This window comes from Paraburkholderia sp. JHI2823 (assembly GCF_038900695.1).
Classification (GTDB): Bacteria; Pseudomonadota; Gammaproteobacteria; order Burkholderiales; family Burkholderiaceae; genus Paraburkholderia; species Paraburkholderia mimosarum.
This window is the reverse complement of record NZ_JAYMRY010000027.1, coordinates 1-20,634: the sequence shown is the minus strand read 5'-3', so window position 1 is coordinate 20,634 and position 20,634 is coordinate 1. Positions and strand designations below refer to the sequence as shown.

The following is a 20,634-nucleotide window of genomic DNA, read 5'->3' as shown; positions in this document are numbered from 1 at the left end:
GATCGCGGCGGGGCCTTGCTGGATGCAGGGCACCCACGGCCGCATGAACCGATGTCAACCGCAAGGAATCGGTCCTTGCATTAAGAGGAATGAATGGCGAGTAACAACGTAGCCCAATTTGCCGCGGAACTGAAAATGCCTGCAGGCGTGCTGCTGGAGCAGCTGCAGGCGGCGGGCGTCACGAAAGCGAGCGAAGCTGACTCCTTGTCCGAAACGGACAAGGCGCGTCTGCTCGACCACTTGCGCAAGTCTCACGGCTCGACTGATGCGGACAAGCGCAAGATCACGCTGACGAAACGGCATACGTCGGAAATCAAGCAGTCCGATTCGACGGGTAAGGCTCGCACCATTCAGGTCGAGGTGCGCAAGAAGCGCACGTTCGTCCGCCGCGACGAGTCCGCCGGTGAGGCGGAGGCATCGAATCATGCAGCCGACGCAGCCGCAGCCGCCGAAGAGGCGGAACTGCAGCGCCGCGAGGAAGAAGCGCGCCGCGAGGCCGAACTGCTCGAGCGTCAGGCTCAGGAGCTCAAGGAGCGCCAGGAACTGCTCGCGCGTGAAGAGTCCGAGCGCCGTGCGCGCGAAGAGGCCGCCGAAGCCGAGCGTCGCCGCGCCGAGGAAGAGGTCGCAAAGAAGAAGGCCTCGGCCGATGCCGCCGCCCGCGAGCTCGCTGCCCAGGCCGTAGCCGCGCAGCGCAACGCCGAAGCGGAAGCGAAGGAAGTGAAGCAGGCGCAGGACCAGCAGGAAGAACAGCGCGCCGCCGCCGAGCGCGCGGCGCAGCGCGAAGCGGCCCAGAAGGCCGAGGCCGCCGCACGCGAAGCCGCTGAAAAGGCGCAGAAGGAACAAGACGAGATCGCTCGCCGCCGCGCGGCTGCCGAAGCCGAAGCGCGCGCGATTCGCGAAATGATGAACACGCCGCGCAAGGCGCAGGTGAAGGCGCCCGAGGCGCCCAAGCCCGCCGAGGTGCCGAAGCCCGCCGAAGCCAAGGGCACGCTGCACAAGCCGGCCCGTCCGGAAGGCGCAGCGGCACGGCCGGCCGCCGGTGCAGGCGCCGCGGCGAAGAAGCCTGCCACGACGGCAGCGCCCTCGACGAGCGCGCCGGGCGCGGGCGCTGGCGACCGCAACAAGAAGCCGGGCGCCGGCAAGGGCGGCTGGCAGGACGACGCAGCGAAGCGCCGTGGCATCAAGACGCGCGGCGACTCGTCGGGCGGCGTGGACCGCGGCTGGCGCGGCGGCCCGAAGGGCCGTGGCCGTCACCAGGACGCATCGACGTTCCAGGCACCGACCGAGCCGATCGTGCGTGAAGTGCACGTGCCGGAAACCATCACCGTGGCCGACCTCGCGCACAAGATGTCCGTGAAGGCGTCGGAAGTCATCAAGGTGATGATGAAGATGGGCCAGATGGTCACCATCAACCAGATGCTCGACCAGGAAACGGCGATGATCATCGTCGAGGAACTCGGCCACCGTGCGGTTGCCGCGAAGCTCGACGATCCGGAAGCGCTGCTGGTCGAAGGCCAGGCCACGGGCACGGACGCCGAGCAGTTGCCGCGTCCGCCGGTCGTGACCGTCATGGGTCACGTCGACCACGGCAAGACCTCGCTGCTCGACTACATCCGCCGCGCCAAGGTCGCAGCGGGCGAAGCGGGCGGCATCACGCAGCACATCGGCGCCTACCACGTCGAAACGCCGCGTGGCGTCATCACGTTCCTCGACACGCCGGGTCACGAGGCCTTCACGGCCATGCGTGCCCGCGGTGCGAAGGCAACGGACATCGTGATTCTCGTGGTCGCGGCCGACGACGGCGTGATGCCGCAGACGAAGGAAGCGATCTCGCACGCGAAGGCCGCGGGCGTACCGCTCGTCGTGGCGATCAACAAGATCGACAAGCCCGATGCGAACCCCGAGCGCGTGAAGCAGGAACTCGTCGCGGAAGGCGTCGTGCCGGAAGAGTACGGCGGCGACTCGCCGTTCGTGCCGGTGTCGGCGAAGACCGGCGCGGGCATCGACGACCTGCTCGAAAACGTGCTGCTGCAGGCCGAAGTGCTGGAACTCACGGCACCGGTCGAAGCGCCTGCCAAGGGTCTCGTGATCGAAGCGAAGCTCGACAAGGGTAAGGGTCCGGTTGCCACCGTGCTCGTGCAGTCGGGTACGCTGAACCGCGGCGACGTGGTGCTCGCAGGTACGGCTTATGGCCGCGTGCGCGCCATGCTCGACGAAACCGGCAAGCCCACGAAGGAAGCGGGCCCGTCGATTCCGGTCGAAATTCAGGGTCTGTCGGAAGTGCCGGGCGCAGGCGAAGAAGTCATCGTTCTGCCGGACGAGCGCAAGGCGCGCGAAATCGCCATGTTCCGTCAGGGCAAGTTCCGCGACGTCAAGCTCGCGAAGCAGCAGGCCGCGAAGCTCGAGAACATGCTCGAGCAAATGGGCGAAGGCGAAGTGCAAAACCTCCCGCTCATCGTCAAGGCCGACGTGCAGGGCTCGCAGGAAGCGCTGGTTCATGCGCTCCTCAAGCTCTCGACGAGCGAAGTGCGCGTGCAGATCGTGCACGCCGCAGTGGGTGGCATCAGCGAAAGCGACGTCAACCTCGCCACGGCTTCGAAGGCGGTCATCATCGGCTTCAACACGCGTGCCGACGCTCTGGCGCGCAAGCTGGCCGAGACCAACGGCGTGGACATCCGCTACTACAACATCATCTACGACGCTGTGGATGAGGTGAAGGCGGCGATGTCGGGCATGCTGGCGCCGGAGAAGCGCGAAGTCATTACCGGCATGGTCGAAGTGCGCCAGGTCTTCAAGGTGCCGAAGGTCGGCACGGTGGCGGGCTGTATGGTCACGGACGGTATCGTCAAGCGTTCGTCGTCGGTGCGTGTGCTGCGCAACAACGTGGTCATCCACACCGGCGAGCTCGATTCGCTCAAGCGCTTCAAGGACGACGTCAAGGAAGTCAAGCAAGGCTTCGAGTGCGGTATGTCGGTCAAGAACTTCAACGACATCGTCGAAGGCGACCAGTTCGAAGTGTTCGAGATCACCGAAGTCGCGCGTACGCTGTAACACGGCGGCGCCCGCGGGCAGACCTGGGGGTCGCCCGCTTGCCGATAACGGGCGGGGCAGGCGCTGGCCAGCCCCGCCCGTTTTGTTTTTGCGCGGCCGTGTGCGCCTCGACGACGCAACGCCGCCTGAATGCCTCGCAGATCAAGAGGTGGAATCATCATGCCGAAAAAACGTTCTACTCCGAATCGCAACGTCCAGATCGCCGATCAGATCCAGCGCGATCTGTCGGAGCTGATGCGCGAAGTGAAAGATCCGCGCGTGGGTCTCGTGACCATCCAGAGCGTGGAACTCACGCCCGACTACGCGCACGCAAAGGTCTACTTCACGACCCTCACGGGCGACCCGAAGACCACGCAGGAAGCGCTCAATCACGCCGCGGGCCACCTGCACAACCAGCTCTTCAAACGTCTGCACATTCACACGGTGCCGACGCTGCATTTCCACTACGACGAGTCGGTCGAGAAGGGCGTCGCGATGTCGCGCCTGATCGACGAGGCCAACGCCACACGGGCGAAGGACGACTGACGCGGCCAGCATGACTGCATCATCGAAACAGAACCAGGACGCGGCCCGACCTGACGCGGCTCGACCTGACGCGGCCCGACCGAAGGTGCCCCGACGCCTGCTCGACGGCGTGCTGCTGCTCGACAAGCCCGTCGGCCTTTCCAGCAACGACGCGCTGATTCGCGCGAAGCGTCTCTATCGCGTGAAGAAGGCGGGCCATACCGGCACGCTCGATCCGCTCGCGTCGGGCTTGCTGCCGCTGTGCTTCGGCGAGGCGACCAAGTTTTCGCAGGATCTGCTCGAAGCCGACAAGACCTATGAGGCGACGATGCGTCTCGGCATTCGCACGGCCACCGGCGACGCCGAAGGCGAGGCGATCGAGACGCGCGAGGTCGCGTGCGGCGAAGCCCGGGTGCGGGAAGCGATGACGCGTTTTCTCGGTGACATCGTGCAGGTGCCGCCGATGTATTCGGCGCTCAAGCGCGACGGCAAGCCGCTCTACGAATATGCGCGTGCGGGTCAGACGGTCGAGCGCGAAGGGCGCCAGGTGAAGATCCTTGCGCTGGAGATGATCGCGTGCGCGCTGCCCGAAGTGCCCGAGGTGACGTTTCGCGTGACCTGCAGCAAGGGCACCTACGTCCGTACGCTCGCCGAGGATATCGGCGAGGCGCTGGGCTGCGGCGCGCATCTGGTGATGCTGCGTCGTACCGGCGTGGGCGCGCTCACCCTCGAGCATGCGGTCACGCTCGACGCGCTCACCGCTGCCGACGAGCCCGCGCGCGATAGCTGGCTGAGGCCCGTGGACGCGTTGCTCTCGACGTTTCCCGCGGTGACGCTCGGTGCGGACGCTGCGCGCCGCTTCACCCACGGCCAGCGCTTGCCGCTCAACGAGCTGGTGCTCGACCGTGCGGTCTGCGAGGCGGCGGAGCGGGTCCGCGTGTATGCGGAAGATGGGCGTTTGCTCGGCGTCGCAAAGGCCGCGAACGGGGTGCTCGCGCCGGAGCGGCTGGTCGTGTGCGGCGCGGGCTGAGCACCAGCCACAACGCGCCCGAAGCGCCCCCCCCCCAAAGCGCGCGGGGCCCACAAACAGCAACGGCACGCCGGAGAACAACCGGACGTGCCGTTTTGCCATCGGCGCGTTCTCCCGCTTGAGAAGCGCCGGAACCTCAATGCGCCGCCGATGCCGCCGCGCCCGCATCGGCGCCGCCTGCGCGCTCGGGTCGCGTGATCCAGATGAGCGCGATCAGCACGATGAAGATCATCGAGGAGATCCAGAAGAGGTCGTTCACCCCGAGCTGCGCGGCCTGCTGCGAAAGCATACGCTCGAACAGCCCATGCGCCTGCGAGGGATCGAGACCCGCGCCCTGGAACTGCTGCATCGACTGATTGAAGACCGGGTTGGTCGGCGTCGCCACTTCGGTGAGGCGTGCGTGGTGAAACGTCGTGCGGTGATCCCACGCGGTTTCGAAGATCGAGGTGCCGATGCCGCCGCACATGATCCGCACGAAGTTCGACAGGCCCGATGCAGCGGGAATGCGATGACCCGGCAGACCCGAGAGCGTGATCGACACGAGCGGAATGAAGAGGCCCGCCATGCCGATGCCCTGAATGAGCGTCGGCAGCGTGAGCGCCCACGTGTCCACGCCCGTGGTGTAGCGCGAGCGCATCCAGAAGCACAGCGCGAAGACGAGGAACGCCGTTGTCGCGATATAGCGCGGATCGGTGCGCGGCAGAATCTTGCCGGTGACCGGCGAGAGCAGGATCGCGAAGAAGCCCACGGGCGCCATCACGAGGCCCGCATCGGTGGCCGTGTAGCCGATATCGGTCTGCAGCCACAGCGGCAGCAGCACGAGGTTGCCGAAGTAAAGGCCATAGCCCACCGAGAGCGCGACCGTGCCCCCCGTGAAATTGCGCCGTGCGAACAGCGACAGGTCGACCACGGGGTGATCGGCGGTCAGCTCCCACACCACGAAGAACGCGAACGCGATTACCGCGGTGAGCGCGAGCACAATGATCGTGGTGGACGAGAACCAGTCCAGATCCTTGCCCTTGTCGAGCATCACCTGCAGCGAACCGACCCAGATGATGAGGAGCGCGAGCCCCACGCCGTCGATCGGCGCCTTCTTCACGACCGAATCGCGGTTGCGGAAGATCGCCCATGTGGCGAGCGCCGCGACGATGCCGACCGGAATGTTCACGTAGAAGATCCACGGCCACGAGATGTTGTCGGAGATCCAGCCGCCGAGAATCGGGCCGGCCACCGGCGCGATGAGCGTGGTCATCGACCACATCGAGAGCGCCATGGGCGCTTTCGCCCGCGGATAGCTGGCGAGCAGCAGCGTTTGCGAGAGCGGGATCATCGGACCGGCCACGGCGCCCTGCAGAACGCGCGAAGCGAGGAGGAAGGGCAGCGTGGGGGCGAGGCCGCACAGCCACGACGAGATCACGAACAGGATGATCGACGCCATGAACAGGCGCACCTGACCGATACGATCGGTGAGCCAGCCGGTCAGCGGCACCGAGATCGCGTTGGCAACCGCGAACGAAGTGATGACCCATGTGCCCTGGTCCGACGACACGCCGAGGTCGCCCGAAATCGACGGGATCGACACGTTCGCGATCGAGGTGTCGAGCACGTTCATGAACACCGCGAGCGACACCGCGATGGTGCCGATCACGAGTTGCGCGCCCTGCAGCGGCGCATGGGCGACGGGTGCTTGTGGTGCTGCCATGGAGTCCTTTCTGGTTGACCGGTTCGAGGCAACGCGAAGCAACGCTGGCGCGGGCTGAGGATCAGCCCGCGCCAGCGTTTGCGAGTGCTTTTGTCAGCGCTTCATTCAGCGGCTTCAATTAGCCCTTGGCGCCGGACTTCGCGGCGTGCGTGGACGAAACCTGCGCCTTGCTACCCGCGTTGCTGGCGGCATTGCTAACCGCCTTGTGCGCATTCGGGCCGGCGTTTTCAGCGATGATGCGAGCGATCTCCGCATCGGCCTCCGCGCCGTACTTCGCGAACACGTCGGTCTCGTAGACCGTGTTCTGGGCGTTGCCGAGCTGGGTGCCGGAATCGTTGCGGATGCTCACGTCCACCTGCATCGACAGGCCGATGCGCAGCGGGTGCTTCTGCAGGTCTTCCGGATCGAGCGAGATACGCACCGGCAGACGCTGAACCACCTTGATCCAGTTACCCGTGGCGTTCTGCGCGGGCAGCAGCGAGAAGGCCGAGCCCGTGCCGGCCGAGAAACCCACCACCTTGCCGTGATAGACCACCGACGAGCCATACACGTCGGCCGTCATCTCGACCGGCTGGCCGATGCGCATGTGCTTCAGTTGCACTTCCTTGAAGTTGGCGTCGACCCACAGCGCGTTCAGCGGCACCACCGACATGAGCGGATTGCCCGGCGACACGCGCTGACCCACCTGCACCGAACGCTTCGCCACGTAGCCCGTGACCGGCGCGGGCAGCGTGTTGCGCGCGTTCGCGAGATAGGCGTCGCGCACCTTCGCGGCGGCGGCCTCCACGTTCGGGTGATTGGCGATGGTCGTGTTCGCGGTCAGCGCGCGGTTCGCGGCGAGCTGCTGCTGAGCGGCTTCGAGCGCGGCTTCTGCGCTGCGCACGGCGTCGCGGGCATGCGAGATTTCTTCCTGCGAGACGGCGCCTGTTTGCGCGACCTGCATGCGGCGGCGCAGGTCGTCCTGCGCGCGAGAGAGATCGGACTGACGCTGCGCGACCTGCGCTTCGTATTGGCTGTCGTCGGCGAAGAGGCCGCGCACCTGGCGCACCGTCTGCGCGAGCTGTGCTTCCGTTTGCTCGAGCGTGACGCGCGCATCGGCCGGGTCGAGCAGCACGAGCGGGTCACCGACGTTGACGGTTTGCGTGTCATCCGCTTTCAGTGCGATCACCGTGCCGGTGACTTGCGGCGTGATCTGGACGACGTTGCCGTTCACATAGGCGTCGTCCGTGCTCTCGGTGAAGCGCGCGACGAGGAAGTAATAGAGGCCGTAGGCAACGGCTGCAATCACGATCACGAGGACAAGCAGCGTCATCATGCGCTTGCGCTTGCCGCTGTTCGCGTTCGGCTGCGGGTTGGCGGCCGGCTGCTGGGGGGTGCTCATGGAAGGATCTCCGGGTTCTTGCGTGCTGTTCGTTCAGTTGTTTGTGTCCGGCTTGCTGCCAGGCCTCGCGCTCAGTTCGTTGCCGGCGCGGCGCCTGCCGATGCCGTCGCGCTCTGCGCCGGCGTTGCCGCCCGCGTGCCGCGCCAGGGCGCGCCGTTCACGTCGCTCTGGCCGCGAGTGTCGCTGGCCGCTTCGCTGCCGACCTCCGTCGGCGGCGCGATTTGCGCGTCGTGCGCATCGAAGCCGCCGCCGAGCGACTTGATGAGCGCCATCTGCTGGTCGCGGCGCTGCGCCTTCAGGTTCGCCACCGTCTGCTCCGCGGCGAGGCGGTTCTGGTCGGCGTTGAGCACCTGGAGCTGCTCGGAGAGCCCTGCCTTGTAGCGGATCACGGCGAGCTGCCAGGCGCTCGTCGAGGCATCGAGCGCGCGCTGGGCGTCCACGAGCTGCTTGTCCGCCGAGCGAATCGCCGACACGCCGGTGGCCACGTCCTGGAACGCGCCGATCAGCGTCTGGTTGTAATTCGCCACATCGAGCTCGAAGTCGGCGTAGCGCCCCTTGAGTTGCGCGCGCAGTGCGCCCGCGTCGAAGAGCGGCAGATGCACGGCCGGCCCGAAGTTCGCCTGGCGGCTCGTGAAGTTCAGGAATTTGCCCCAGCCGAACGCATCGAAGCCGAAGCCCGCCGCGAGGTTCACGTCGGGATAGAACTCGGCTTTCGCTTCCTTCACGTCGTGCATCGCGGCTTCCACCTGCCAGCGCGCCGCGACGATGTCGGGTCGGCGCGCGAGCAGGTCGGCGGGCAGGTTGTCGGGCAGGGCGACGTTCGCCGCCGGGTTGAGCACCGGCTTCGCGATCTGCAGCCCACGATCGGGGCCCTTGCCGAGCAGCGCGCCCAACTGGTAGCGCACGGACTCGATCTGGCCGTCGATCTGCGAGAGGTTCGCCTGGCTCGACGCGATGTTGCCGTTCGCGGTCTGTTTCTCGACGTTGGTGTCGAGGCCCGCGACCACGCGGCCGTTCGTGATCGTGCCGATGGTCTTGCGGTTGTCGATCTCGTGCACGGCGATGTCGCGCAGCTCGTAGAGCTGGGCGAGCTGGTTATACGTGCGGGCTACCGATGAGGCGAGCGTGATGCGCGCCTGTTGCATGTCGGCTTCGGCCGCACGCTGGGAGGAGACGGCCTGCGCGAGGCGCTGGCGGTTCTTGCCCCAGAGGTCCAGATCCCACGAGGCGCTCGCGAGCACGTTGTTCTCGCTGTACCAGGTGCCGCCGTACGGCGGCGGGAAGAGGGCGTTGGCCGAATACAGCTGGCGCGTCCAGGAATAGCTGAGGTTAGCCTTCGGGAAAAGCGCCGAGCGGGAGGTTTCGATGTACGACGAAGCCTTTGCAAGGCGCGCCTGCGCCTGCGCGATGGTCGGGTTGCCATCGAGGGCCTCGTCGATCAGCCGGGGCAACTGCGGGTCGCCGAACTGGTTCGCCCAGTCGAGCGTGGGCCACTGGCCGCCCTGTGCCGGAATGCTCTGCGAGGTCTCGAACTGCTGCGGCGCGTCGATGGTCTTGTCGCTCTTGATGCCGATGTAGTTCGCGCAACCCGAAAGGGCGAGCGCCGCCACCGTGGCGGCGACCGCCGCCCGGCAGGACAGTGCCCGCACGGCCGGGCCCGGCGCAAACTCGGTTTGGGATTTCATTGCTCGTCTCGATGCGTGAGGGGTGTAGTGATACTGGACGATGCAGCTATTTTCTCTTGCGGCGAGTTCAAATTTGCTTGCCTTGTCATCAATTCGCCGGCGGGTTCGGGTTCGAGCTCTGGCCAGCTTCGCAGCTATTCGCGAGGATCCGCCGCAACATGCTTTTCAGAAAGCCGACTTCCTCCGGCGTGAAGCCGGCGGAGAGATGCTGCGTCACGCTGCGGAAGATCGCCGGCATGCGCGCGGCGATCGCGAGGCCCTCCGGCGTGAGCGCGAGGTGCACCGCGCGGCGGTCCTCGGAGCTGCGCACGCGCTGCAGGAGCCCGCGCTTCTCGAGCCGGTCGACAAGCCGCGTGACTGCGCTCGCGTCGATGCCGTACTCGCGTGCCAGCTCGGCTGCGAGCGTACATTTGCCGGTCGCCACCATGAAGAGAATGCTGGCCTGCTGACTCGTCACGCCGAGTTCAGCAACGGCGCGCTGGGTGACCATGTTCGACATGGTCGATTTCACCCGCGAGATCAGGTAGCCGACGCTCTCTCCGAGGTCGTAGTCGCGGACTTCGGGCGGGGGCGGGGGAGTCGAAACTGTCATGATTCTGCTGCGACTGCAATGGTTGACCAGGCAGGAATTATAGGGGCGGTTAGTTGACGCGGCAAGGTTTATTCTGCCTTTGCCGAGAAACCTTTGCAGCGTAGGGGCTTAATCCGCCCCGCGGGACGTGAGAAAATTCGCAGAGAACCGCGCGCCGGTTAGGATATTTCTCGAGTTGCGCCGGTCTGCCCATCCTGGCGGAATCGCATTGCCCACGTTGCGCCGCAGCCACGCCGGCACCAGCCGATCCAGGGTGCTCCCTTATTTGCGCAGGATCATTTCATCCGCGCATGCTATAATTTCAGGTTCCCAAAAGTGCGCCATTGCAGCGCTGCTGAACCGAGCCGCCAGCACTAGGCAAAACCAGGCAAATGTAAAGTTGCCTGTAATGTGCCGGTGGGCTCGAGGCGGTGGCCGCGCGCCCGAGCCGGGCCTGCCAGCAGGGCATGCGCGGCGCACTCAACTGTACCCAGGTTCCTATGTCCCGCGCTCTTCGCAACATCGCCATCATTGCCCACGTCGACCACGGCAAGACCACGCTCGTCGACCAACTGCTGCGCCAGTCCGGCACCTTCCGCGACAACCAGCAGATCGCCGAACGCGTCATGGATTCGAACGACATCGAAAAAGAGCGCGGCATCACGATTCTCGCGAAGAATTGCGCGGTCGAGTACGAAGGCACCCACATCAACATCGTCGACACCCCGGGCCACGCCGACTTCGGCGGCGAAGTGGAGCGCGTGCTCTCGATGGTCGACTCGGTGCTGCTGCTCGTCGACGCCGTGGAAGGCCCGATGCCGCAAACGCGCTTCGTCACGAAGAAGGCGCTCGCGCTCGGCCTGAAGCCGATCGTCGTCGTCAACAAGATCGACCGCCCGGGTGCCCGCATCGACTGGGTGATCAACCAGACGTTCGATCTGTTCGACAAGCTCGGCGCGACCGAAGAGCAGCTCGACTTCCCGGTGGTGTACGCCTCGGGCCTGAACGGCTACGCCTCGCTCTCCCCGGATGCGCGCGAAGGCGATATGCGCCCGCTGTTCGAAGCGATCCTCGAGCACGTGCCCGTGCGCGACGCCGATCCGGAAGGCCCGCTGCAGCTCCAGATCACGTCACTCGACTATTCGACCTACGTCGGCCGCATCGGCGTGGGCCGGATCAAGCGCGGCCGCATCAAGCCCGGTCAACCCGTGGCGCTGCGCTTCGGCCCGGATGGCGAGGTGATGAACCGCAAGATCAACCAGGTGCTGTCGTTCAGCGGCCTCGAGCGCGTGCAGGTCGAATCGGCCGAAGCGGGCGACATCGTGCTGATCAACGGCATCGAAGACATCGGCATCGGCGCGACGATCTGCGCGATCGACAACCCCGAAGCCCTGCCGATGATCACGGTCGACGAGCCGACGCTCACGATGAACTTCCTCGTGAACTCGTCGCCGCTCGCGGGCAAGGAAGGCAAGTTCGTGACGAGCCGCCAGATCCGCGACCGTCTCACGAAGGAGCTGAACCACAACGTCGCGCTGCGCGTGAAGGACACCGGCGATGAAACCACGTTCGAAGTGTCGGGCCGTGGGGAACTGCACCTCACGATCCTGATCGAAAACATGCGCCGCGAAGGCTACGAGCTGGCCGTGTCGCGTCCGCGCGTGGTGCTCCACGAAGTCGACGGCGTCAAGCAGGAGCCGTACGAATTGCTGACCGTGGACGTCGAAGACAGCCACCAGGGCGGCGTGATGGAAGAACTCGGCCGCCGCAAGGGCGAAATGCTCGACATGGCGTCGGACAGCCGTGGCCGTACGCGTCTGGAGTACCGTATTCCGGCACGTGGCCTGATCGGCTTCCAGGGCGAGTTCATGACGCTCACGCGCGGCACGGGCCTGATGAGCCACGTGTTCGATGCATACGGCCCGATCAAGGAAGGGACGCTCGGCGAACGCCGCAACGGCGTGCTGATCTCGCAGGACGACGGCGCTGCCGTTGCCTACGCGCTGTGGAAGCTGCAGGATCGCGGCCGCATGTTCGTGAAGCCGGGTGACGCGCTGTACGAAGGCATGATCATCGGCATCCACAGCCGTGACAACGACCTCGTCGTGAATCCGATCAAGGGCAAGCAGCTCACGAACGTGCGCGCCTCGGGCACCGACGAAGCCGTGCGCCTCGTGCCGCCGATCCAGATGTCGCTCGAATACGCGGTGGAATTCATCGACGACGACGAACTCGTGGAAGTCACGCCGCAGTCGATCCGCCTGCGCAAGCGCCATCTCAAAGAGCACGAGCGTCGCCGCGCGAGCCGCGAAGCCGCTGCCGAGTAATTTGCAGTCACCGCTTTTTTCCGCACTGCAATGCAAACAGAAACACAGAAAAGCCGCCGCTTGACGGGCGGCTTTTTTGCATGTGGCGGAGATTGTGTTGCGCTGCAGGAAAGGAGTATTGCGAACGGCGCAAAAGCCCGTATGCAAAGGCTTCCCGCGCGTTGTTCGGTCGCATTGCATCATGTGGAAAGATGCGCTTATGCGCTATACTTGCGCCGATGCATGATTTAGGTCCTTCCAAGCAGACTTGATTCGCAATCCGCTAAACGGTCAGGCCGTGGCGCGGAAGGTTGAGTAACCCGCTATTTCTCGAGAAACTCGAAGAAAGGTGAGCGTAAATGTCGGAAACGATGAAGCAATTCCAGCTGAACTCCTATTTGTTCGGCGGCAATGCTCCGTATGTCGAAGAGCTATACGAAGCATATCTTGACAACCCTGCGTCCGTTCCGGACACCTGGCGCGAATACTTCGACGCACTGCAAAACGTGCCGTCGTCGAGTGGCACTGCCGACAACGACATCGCCCACGGGCCGATCGTCGAGTCCTTCGCTCAACGCGCGAAGGCCAACGCATTCGTTGCACGCGGCGGCGGCGAAGATCTCGCCACGGCGCGCAAGCAGGTCTACGTTCAGTCCTTGATCGGCGCGTATCGATTCCTCGGCTCGCAATGGGCCAACCTCGATCCGCTCAAGCGTCGCGAACGTCCGAATATTCCCGAGCTCGAGCCCGCGTTCTACGACTTCACCGAAGCCGACATGGACGAGACGTTCAGCGCCACGAACCTGTATTTCGGGTTCGAGCGCGCGTCGCTGCGCGAGATCGTCAAGGCGCTGCGCGACACGTACTGCGGTACGATCGGCGCGGAATACATGTACATCAGCGATCCTGAACAGAAGCGCTGGTGGAAGGAGCGCCTCGAGTCGATCCGCTCGACGCCGAACTTCTCGAACGAGAAGAAGAAGCACATCCTGCAGCGCCTGACGGCCGCCGAAGGCCTCGAGCGCTTCCTGCACACCAAGTACGTCGGCCAGAAGCGCTTCTCGCTCGAAGGCGGCGAGTCCTTCATCGCCGCGATGGACGAAACCGTCCGTCACGCAGGCGCGAAGGGCGTGCAGGAAATCGTCATCGGCATGGCTCACCGTGGCCGCCTGAACGTGCTGGTCAACACGCTCGGCAAGATGCCGGCCGACCTCTTCGCCGAATTCGAAGGCAAGCACGTCGACGACCTGCCGGCAGGCGACGTGAAGTACCACAAGGGCTTCTCGTCGGACGTCACGACCGAAGGCGGACCGGTCCACCTGTCGCTCGCGTTCAACCCGTCGCACCTCGAAATCGTCAACCCGGTGGTCGAGGGTTCGGCGAAGGCCCGTATGGATCGCCGCGGCGACGAAAACGGCCTGCAGGTGCTGCCGGTGCAGATCCACGGCGACGCGGCCTTCGCGGGCCAGGGCGTCGTGATGGAAACGCTGAACCTCGCGCAAACGCGCGGTTACGGCACGCACGGCACGCTGCACATCGTCATCAACAACCAGATCGGCTTCACGACCTCGGACCCGCGCGACGCGCGTTCGACGCTCTACTGCACCGACGTGGTCAAGATGATCGAGGCGCCGGTGCTGCACGTGAACGGCGACGATCCGGAAGCGGTCGTGCTGGCGATCCAGCTCGCGGTCGAATTCCGCATGCAGTTCCACAAGGACGTGGTCGTCGACATCGTCTGCTTCCGCAAGCTCGGCCACAACGAGCAGGACACGCCGGCTGTCACGCAGCCGCTCATGTACAAGAAGATCGCGCAGCACCCGGGCACCCGTGCGCTGTACGCCGAGAAGCTCGTGCAGCAGGGCGTCATCACGGCCGAAGACGGCGACAACTACGTCAAGGCCTACCGCGCCGCGATGGACGAAGGTCACCACACGGTCGACCCCGTGCTCTCGAACTACAAGAGCAAGTACGCGGTGGACTGGGTGCCGTTCCTGAACCGCAAGTGGACCGACGCCGCCGATACCGCAGTGCCGCTCGCCGAACTCAAGCGCCTCGCTGAACGCATCACCACGATTCCCGAGAACTTCAAGGTTCACCCGCTGGTCGAGCGCGTCATCAACGACCGCCGCGCGATGGGCAAGGGCGAAGCGAAGCTCGACTGGGGCATGGGCGAACACCTCGCGTTCGCGTCGCTGGTCGCTTCGGGCTACGCAGTGCGCCTCACGGGCCAGGACTCGGGCCGCGGCACGTTCACGCACCGCCACGCCGTTCTGCACGACCAGAACCGCGAACGCTGGAACGACGGCACCTACATCCCGCTGCAGAACATCGGCGAGAACCAGGCGCAGTTCACGGTGATCGACTCGGTGCTCTCGGAAGAGGCGGTGCTGGGCTTCGAATACGGCTACTCGACCGCCGAGCCGAACACGCTCGTCGCGTGGGAAGGCCAGTTCGGCGACTTCGTCAACGGTGCGCAGGTCGTGATCGACCAGTTCATCTCGTCGGGCGAAGTGAAGTGGGGCCGCGTGTCGGGTCTCACGATGCTGCTGCCGCACGGCTACGAAGGCCAGGGTCCGGAGCACTCGTCGGCGCGTATCGAGCGTTTCCTGCAACTGTGCGCCGAGCACAACATGCAGGTCGTTCAGCCGACCACGCCGGCCCAGATCTTCCACGTGCTGCGCCGCCAGATGATCCGCCTGTTCCGCAAGCCGCTCATCATCTTCACGCCGAAGTCGCTGCTGCGTCACAAGGAAGCCGTGTCGGATCTGTCCGAACTCGCGAAGGGCACGTTCCAGCCGGTCATCGGTGAAGTGGACGAAGCCATCGACGCGAAGAAGGTCAAGCGCGTGGTGGCCTGCTCGGGCCGCGTGTACTTCGACCTCGTCGCGCATCGCCGCGAAGCGAAGGCGAACGACGTCGCGATCATCCGTATCGAACAGCTCTATCCGTTCGCGCACAAGCAGTTCGAAGCGGAACTGAAGAAGTACGACAACGCGACGGAAGTGGTCTGGGTGCAGGACGAGCCGCAGAATCAGGGCCCGTGGTTCTACATCGAGCACCATCTGCGCGAAGGCATGAAGGAAGGCCAGAAGCTCGCGTACAGCGGCCGTCCGGCTTCCGCCTCGCCGGCCGTCGGCTACTACGCGAAGCACTACGAGCAGCAGAAGGCGCTGATCGAAGGTGCGTTCGGCCGCCTGAAGGGCGCGCAGGTCGCGAAGTAAGCACAAAGAGCAAACCGAACCGGGAAAGTGTGTGAACAAACGCGCACTTTCCCGCGCTCACGTGCGCGACCCGGTTCGTCATACGGGGATGTCCCCGATAAAGTATTCAGGAAAATCACATGGCTATCGTAGAAGTCAAGGTCCCTCAGTTTTCGGAGTCGGTGTCGGAAGGCACGATGCTGCAGTGGAAGAAGAAGCCGGGCGAAGCTGTCGCCCAGGACGAAGTCGTCATCGAGATCGAAACCGATAAGGTCGTGCTCGAAGTGCCCGCGCCCGCAGCCGGCGTGCTGAGCGAGATCGTGGTCGGCGACGGCTCGACCGTCACGAGCGAGCAAGTGATCGCGAAGATCGACACGGAAGCCAAGGCTGGCGCCGCTGCTGCTCCCGCAGCTGCTGCCGCTCCGGCTGCCGCCGCGCCTGCAGCCGCTCCGGCCGCTGCAGCCGCCGCTACGGCTTCGAGCAGCACCATCGCCTCGCCCGCAGCGAACAAGCTGATGGCCGAGAAGGGCCTGTCGGGTGCCGACGTCGCCGGCACGGGCCGTGACGGCCGCATCACGAAGCAGGACGTCCTCGGCGCTGGCGCACCGAAGGCCGCTCCGGCAGCAGCACCGGCATCGAAGCCGGCTGCCGCCAAGCCGTCGCTGCCGCAAGTCAGCGCACCGGCATCGGCTGCGAACTGGCTCAACGACCGTCCGGAACAGCGCGTGCCGATGTCGCGTCTGCGTGCGCGTATCGCCGAGCGTCTGCTCGAGTCGCAGCAAACCAACGCCATCCTCACGACGTTCAACGAAGTGAACATGGCGCCGGTCATGGACCTGCGCAACAAGTACAAGGACAAGTTCGAGAAGGAACATGGCGTGAAGCTCGGCTTCATGTCGTTCTTCGTGAAGGCGGCCGTGCATGCGCTGAAGAAGTTCCCGCTCGTGAACGCGTCGATCGACGGCAACGACATCGTCTACCACGGCTACTTCGACATCGGTATCGCGGTCGGCTCGCCGCGCGGTCTGGTGGTGCCCATCCTGCGCAATGCAGACCAGATGAGCCTCGCCGACATCGAGAAGAAGATCGCCGAATTCGGCCAGAAGGCCAAGGACGGCAAGCTCTCGATCGAGGAAATGACGGGCGGTACGTTCTCGATCTCGAACGGCGGCGTGTTCGGCTCGATGCTCTCGACCCCGATCATCAACCCGCCGCAGTCGGCGATCCTCGGCGTGCACGCCACGAAGGAGCGTGCGGTTGTGGAGAACGGCCAGATCGTGATCCGTCCGATGAACTACCTCGCGATGTCGTACGACCACCGCATCATCGACGGCCGCGAAGCCGTGCTGTCGCTCGTCGCGATGAAGGACGCGCTGGAAGATCCGGCTCGCCTGCTGCTCGACCTGTAAGCGCTGTTCGTCTCGCAGTTAGTCTCGCAGTTAGTCCAGTACCAGTCCCACACTGAGCGCTGCGCGCGCGGATTCCGGAAACCGGGGTCCGCGCGCCGCGCTCACGTATCGAAAGGATGACCATGTCCAAAGAATTTGACGTCGTCGTGATCGGCGCCGGCCCCGGCGGCTATATCGCGGCGATCCGCGCCGCGCAGCTCGGCAAGTCGGTTGCCTGTATCGAAAAATGGAAGAACCCGGCCGGCGCGCTGAAGCTCGGCGGCACCTGCCTGAACGTCGGCTGCATTCCGTCGAAGGCGCTGCTCGCCTCGTCGGAAGAGTTCGAGAACGCCCAGCACCACCTCGCCGACCACGGCATCAGCGTGGGTGACGTCAAGATCGACGTCGCGAAGATGATCGCCCGCAAGGAAGGCATCGTCGAGAAGATGACGAAGGGCATCGAGTTCCTGTTCCGCAAGAACAAGATCACCTGGCTCAAGGGCCATGGCAAGTTCACGGGCAAGACCGACGCCGGCGTGCAGATCGAAGTGAGCGGCGAAGGTGAAACTGAAGTCGTCACGGCGAAGAACGTCATCATCGCGACGGGCTCGAAGGCGCGTCACCTGCCTGGCATTCCGGTCGACAACAAGATCATCTCCGACAACGAAGGCGCGCTCACGTTCGACTCGGTGCCGAAGAAGCTGGCCGTGATCGGCGCAGGCGTGATCGGTCTGGAGCTCGGCTCGGTATGGCGCCGCCTCGGCGCCGACGTCACGATCCTCGAAGCGCTGCCGGAATTCCTCGGCGCGACTGACCAGGCGCTCGCGAAGGAAGCAGCCAAGCTCTTCAAGAAGCAGGGTCTCGACATTCACGTCGGCGTGAAGGTCGGTGAAGTGAAGGCGACGGAGAAGAACGTCACGATCAACTACACCGACAAGGACGGCAACGCGCAAGTGCTCGAAGCCGACCGCCTGATCGTGTCGGTCGGCCGCGTGCCGAACACCGACAACCTCGGTCTCGAAGCGATCGGCCTGAAGGCCAACGAGCGCGGCTTCATCGACGTCGACGACCACTGCGCGACGAGCGTGCCGAACGTCTACGCGATCGGCGACGTGGTGCGCGGCCCGATGCTCGCGCACAAGGCCGAGGACGAAGGCGTGCTGGTGGCCGAGATCATCGACGGCCAGAAGCCGCACATCGACTACAACTGCATTCCGTGGGTGATCTACACCGAGCCGGAAATCGCATGGGTCGGCAAGACGGAGCAGCAGCTCAAGGCCGAAGGCCGCGACATCAAGACGGGCCAGTTCCCGTTCATGGCGAACGGCCGCGCGCTCGGCATCAACAAGGCCGACGGCTTCGTGAAGATGATCGCCGACGCGAAGACCGACGAGCTGCTCGGCGTGCACATCATCTCGGCGAACGCATCGGACCTGATCGCGGAAGCCGTGGTGGCGATGGAGTTCAAGGCGGCCGCCGAAGACATCGGCCGCATCTGCCATCCGCACCCGTCGCTGTCCGAAGTCATGCGCGAAGCGGCGCTCGCCACCGACAAGCGCGCGCTCAACATGTAATGCGCAAGGGCGGGGCGGCCAGCCTTCTTCGAAGAGATGGCGCCCCGCTTCGCAGTACCTCGCATCACGTACAGAGGCGGGTGGGCATTTGCCCTCCCGCCTTTCCTCGTTTGTGGTCCACAAAATGAACGTCACCGAATACTACGAAAACGAACTGCAGAAACGGGGATACAAGCCCGATACGGCGCAGCGCGCCGCGATCGACCGGCTGCAGCGGTGCTACGACGAGTGGGCCGAATACAAGTCGCGACGCTCCAACGCGTTCAAGAAGTTTTTGATCCACCCGGACCTGCCGCGCGGCGTCTACATGTGGGGCGGGGTGGGGCGCGGCAAGAGCTTCCTGATGGACAGCTTCTATGCGGTCGTGCCGCTGCAGCGCAAGACGCGCCTGCACTTTCACGAATTCATGCGCGAAGTGCATCGCGAGCTCGAAGAACTCAAGGGCACGGCCGATCCGCTCGACGAACTCGCGCGCCGCATTGCGAAGCGCTATCGCCTGATCTGCTTCGACGAATTCCACGTCTCGGACATTGCCGACGCGATGATCCTCTATCGCCTGCTCGACGGGCTCTTCAAAAACGGCGTGCAGTTCGTGATGACGTCCAACTACGATCCCGACCTGCTCTATCCGGACGGCCTGCATCGCGACCGCATGCTGCCCGCCATCGAGCTCATCAAGAGCAAGCTCGACGTGCTGAACGTGGATGCGGGCATCGACTACCGGCAGCGCACGCTTGCGCAGGTCGAGGTCTATCACACGCCGCTGGGCGCCGCCGCCGACAAGGCATTGCGCCACTCGTTCGCGCAGCTCGCCGCAGTACCCGACGAGAGCCCGATCCTGCACATCGAAAAGCGTGAGCTGAAGGCCTTGCGCAAGGCGGACGGCGTCGTGTGGTTCGACTTCGCGACGCTGTGCGGCGGCCCGCGCTCGCAGAACGACTATCTGGAACTCGCGAGCCGCTTCCACGCAGTCATCCTCTCCAGCGTGCCGCAGATGACGCCGCGCATGCAGTCCGAGGCGCGCCGTTTCACCTGGCTCATCGACGTGTTCTATGACCACAAGGTGAAGCTTTTGATGTCGGCTGCCGTGCCGCCGGAGGAGCTCTACGTGGAAGGCCCGATGGCCAACGAGTTCACGCGCACGGTTTCGCGCATCGTCGAAATGCAGTCGAAGGAATATCTCGAAACGCCGCGCCGCGTTGTCGATACGGCACTGACCTGACGATGCGGCGCTGAACGCCTTGTGAGGACAGGGCGCATCCAGCACGGAGCGTCTCTCGCCAAATCGCGTCGCGGTGAGCGTGAGCACGTAAATCGATGGGGCAATGAGCAAGCTAAATGATGTTCAAGGCACGAAGTAAAACGGGGGTGATGAAGCCCCCGTTGTTGTTTCAGAACGGCTCGTCGACGACCTGATCCGGCGGTTGCGTCGGACCGCGATACCACGGCTCGCGGTAGCGCCGGATCTGGGTGCCGTAGGCACGGCTGAACCAGAGATAGAAGTCTTCGATGAAGAACTGCATCATGTACGCGGCTTCGTCGGAGAGCTCGGGTAACGGCAGGCGTCGGGCTGCATCGGGGTTGTGAGGTGATGTTTTGCGGGACATGTCATCGGGCTCCATTGGGTTGACGTACGGTCGTTCGGCGCGAGGACGGCGTTGACGGGGCAAAGACCTCGAAGTACAGCTTCTCGTCGAGTTCGGTCAATTCCCGCTGCGCGGCGGTGGCGAGCAAATCGTTGGCAAGCGTGGTGAGCACGCGGTAGTTGCCCAGCGCGTGTTCGCACAGCGTGTGGCGCAGCGGGGGCGTCATCAGCTGCGGGGCGCCAGCGCTCGCGAGCAGATGATCGAGGCAGGCCAGCAGGTCATCAACCGTGGCCTTCTCGGTCGCCAGGCGCGAGCGGATGCGGCTGCCCAGCGGCAGCAGTTCGTCGCGCCGCAGCTTGTCGGTCAGGCGCGTGTCGCCGGCAAGCACCACGCACAGCAGCGGCTGCGAATCGAAGCGGGCGCTGGCCATGAGCCGCAGTTCGTTGAGCACGCCGGCGCTCATCTCCTGGGCCTCGTCAATCAGGAGGATCGGCCGCCGGCGCGTGCTCTGCAGGTGCGAGAGCCACCGCTCGCGCAGCGACCGGAAGCCGCCCCAGCGGTTGTGTGCCTTGAGCTCCAGATTGAAGATGTCGCCCATCTCGCGATAGAAGTCGGCGAGGCTGCTTTGCGGGTGATTGATCGAAACGACCATC

At 64.8% G+C, this 20,634-nt stretch carries 14 protein-coding genes; 8 read left to right on the top strand and 6 right to left on the bottom strand.

Features of this window, described 5'->3' with window-relative positions:
• The first annotated feature begins 93 nt into the window (after nucleotides 1–93).
• The 3 genes from infB (at nucleotide 94) to truB (ending at nucleotide 4,585) form a co-directional block, all read left to right on the top strand.
• On the top strand, nucleotides 94–3,051 hold the full coding sequence (infB, locus tag VSR34_RS25155; RefSeq protein WP_028212164.1) for a translation initiation factor IF-2: 2,958 nt from the start codon (nucleotides 94–96) through the stop codon (nucleotides 3,049–3,051).
• 159 nt (nucleotides 3,052–3,210) lie between these two features.
• Nucleotides 3,211–3,576 carry a 30S ribosome-binding factor RbfA gene (gene rbfA / locus VSR34_RS25150; protein ID WP_028212165.1) on the top strand — a complete coding sequence of 122 codons (366 nt, stop codon included), beginning with the start codon at nucleotides 3,211–3,213 and terminating at the stop codon, nucleotides 3,574–3,576.
• 85 nt (nucleotides 3,577–3,661) lie between these two features.
• Nucleotides 3,662–4,585 (top strand): tRNA pseudouridine(55) synthase TruB, encoded by a 924-nt coding sequence (gene truB, locus VSR34_RS25145; protein ID WP_028212166.1) that lies wholly within the window; start codon nucleotides 3,662–3,664, stop codon nucleotides 4,583–4,585.
• Between the two features lie 136 nt (nucleotides 4,586–4,721).
• Here truB and VSR34_RS25140 read toward each other — a convergent pair whose 3' ends face one another.
• The 4 genes from VSR34_RS25140 to VSR34_RS25125 all read right to left on the bottom strand — a co-directional run bounded on the left by VSR34_RS25140 (nucleotide 4,722) and on the right by VSR34_RS25125 (nucleotide 9,945).
• Complete coding sequence (locus VSR34_RS25140; protein WP_028212167.1) at nucleotides 4,722–6,287, bottom strand: DHA2 family efflux MFS transporter permease subunit; 1,566 nt, start codon at nucleotides 6,285–6,287, stop codon at nucleotides 4,722–4,724.
• Between the two features lie 118 nt (nucleotides 6,288–6,405).
• Nucleotides 6,406–7,668, bottom strand: coding sequence for an EmrA/EmrK family multidrug efflux transporter periplasmic adaptor subunit (locus tag VSR34_RS25135; RefSeq protein ID WP_028212168.1), 1,263 nt, complete (start codon nucleotides 7,666–7,668; stop codon nucleotides 6,406–6,408).
• Between the two features lie 71 nt (nucleotides 7,669–7,739).
• Nucleotides 7,740–9,353, bottom strand: a complete 1,614-nt coding sequence (locus tag VSR34_RS25130; RefSeq protein WP_342963860.1) for an efflux transporter outer membrane subunit — start codon at nucleotides 9,351–9,353, stop codon at nucleotides 7,740–7,742.
• Nucleotides 9,354–9,441: 88 nt separating this feature from the next.
• Nucleotides 9,442–9,945: a MarR family winged helix-turn-helix transcriptional regulator gene (locus tag VSR34_RS25125; RefSeq protein WP_028230748.1), complete on the bottom strand. Its 504-nt coding sequence runs from the start codon at nucleotides 9,943–9,945 to the stop codon at nucleotides 9,442–9,444.
• Between the two features lie 479 nt (nucleotides 9,946–10,424).
• Between VSR34_RS25125 and typA the strand changes: the two genes are divergently transcribed.
• The 5 genes from typA (at nucleotide 10,425) to zapE (ending at nucleotide 19,617) form a co-directional block, all read left to right on the top strand.
• The gene (typA, locus tag VSR34_RS25120; RefSeq protein ID WP_028212170.1) at nucleotides 10,425–12,251 is read left to right on the top strand and encodes a translational GTPase TypA; all 1,827 of its coding nucleotides are present in this window, start codon (nucleotides 10,425–10,427) and stop codon (nucleotides 12,249–12,251) included.
• A 338-nt stretch (nucleotides 12,252–12,589) separates the two neighbouring features.
• Nucleotides 12,590–15,454 (top strand): 2-oxoglutarate dehydrogenase E1 component, encoded by a 2,865-nt coding sequence (locus VSR34_RS25115; protein ID WP_028212171.1) that lies wholly within the window; start codon nucleotides 12,590–12,592, stop codon nucleotides 15,452–15,454.
• Between the two features lie 119 nt (nucleotides 15,455–15,573).
• A complete protein-coding gene (gene odhB / locus VSR34_RS25110) occupies nucleotides 15,574–16,842 on the top strand; it encodes a 2-oxoglutarate dehydrogenase complex dihydrolipoyllysine-residue succinyltransferase (RefSeq protein WP_028212172.1) in 1,269 nt (422 codons plus the stop codon).
• 122 nt (nucleotides 16,843–16,964) lie between these two features.
• The gene (gene lpdA / locus VSR34_RS25105; protein ID WP_028212173.1) at nucleotides 16,965–18,395 is read left to right on the top strand and encodes a dihydrolipoyl dehydrogenase; all 1,431 of its coding nucleotides are present in this window, start codon (nucleotides 16,965–16,967) and stop codon (nucleotides 18,393–18,395) included.
• A 124-nt stretch (nucleotides 18,396–18,519) separates the two neighbouring features.
• The gene (gene zapE, locus VSR34_RS25100; protein WP_028212174.1) at nucleotides 18,520–19,617 is read left to right on the top strand and encodes a cell division protein ZapE; all 1,098 of its coding nucleotides are present in this window, start codon (nucleotides 18,520–18,522) and stop codon (nucleotides 19,615–19,617) included.
• Nucleotides 19,618–19,786: 169 nt separating this feature from the next.
• Here zapE and VSR34_RS25095 read toward each other — a convergent pair whose 3' ends face one another.
• Together VSR34_RS25095 and VSR34_RS25090 are read right to left on the bottom strand one after the other, a co-directional pair.
• On the bottom strand, nucleotides 19,787–20,002 hold the full coding sequence (locus tag VSR34_RS25095) for a hypothetical protein (protein WP_342963859.1): 216 nt from the start codon (nucleotides 20,000–20,002) through the stop codon (nucleotides 19,787–19,789).
• Between the two features lies 1 nt (nucleotide 20,003).
• Nucleotides 20,004–20,634: ATP-binding protein (locus VSR34_RS25090; protein WP_342963858.1), on the bottom strand; the 631-nt coding region annotated here is incomplete at its 5' end.

Coding starts and splice junctions, on each gene's coding strand:
- VSR34_RS25140 (WP_028212167.1), bottom strand. CDS start 6,287: ATGGCAGCACCACAAGCACCCGTCGCCCATGCGCCGCTGCAGGGCGCG.
- infB (WP_028212164.1), top strand. CDS start 94: ATGGCGAGTAACAACGTAGCCCAATTTGCCGCGGAACTGAAAATGCCT.
- typA (WP_028212170.1), top strand. CDS start 10,425: ATGTCCCGCGCTCTTCGCAACATCGCCATCATTGCCCACGTCGACCAC.
- VSR34_RS25135 (WP_028212168.1), bottom strand. CDS start 7,668: ATGAGCACCCCCCAGCAGCCGGCCGCCAACCCGCAGCCGAACGCGAAC.
- rbfA (WP_028212165.1), top strand. CDS start 3,211: ATGCCGAAAAAACGTTCTACTCCGAATCGCAACGTCCAGATCGCCGAT.
- VSR34_RS25125 (WP_028230748.1), bottom strand. CDS start 9,945: ATGACAGTTTCGACTCCCCCGCCCCCGCCCGAAGTCCGCGACTACGAC.
- VSR34_RS25095 (WP_342963859.1), bottom strand. CDS start 20,002: ATGTCCCGCAAAACATCACCTCACAACCCCGATGCAGCCCGACGCCTG.
- zapE (WP_028212174.1), top strand. CDS start 18,520: ATGAACGTCACCGAATACTACGAAAACGAACTGCAGAAACGGGGATAC.
- odhB (WP_028212172.1), top strand. CDS start 15,574: ATGGCTATCGTAGAAGTCAAGGTCCCTCAGTTTTCGGAGTCGGTGTCG.
- VSR34_RS25130 (WP_342963860.1), bottom strand. CDS start 9,353: ATGAAATCCCAAACCGAGTTTGCGCCGGGCCCGGCCGTGCGGGCACTG.
- lpdA (WP_028212173.1), top strand. CDS start 16,965: ATGTCCAAAGAATTTGACGTCGTCGTGATCGGCGCCGGCCCCGGCGGC.
- VSR34_RS25115 (WP_028212171.1), top strand. CDS start 12,590: ATGTCGGAAACGATGAAGCAATTCCAGCTGAACTCCTATTTGTTCGGC.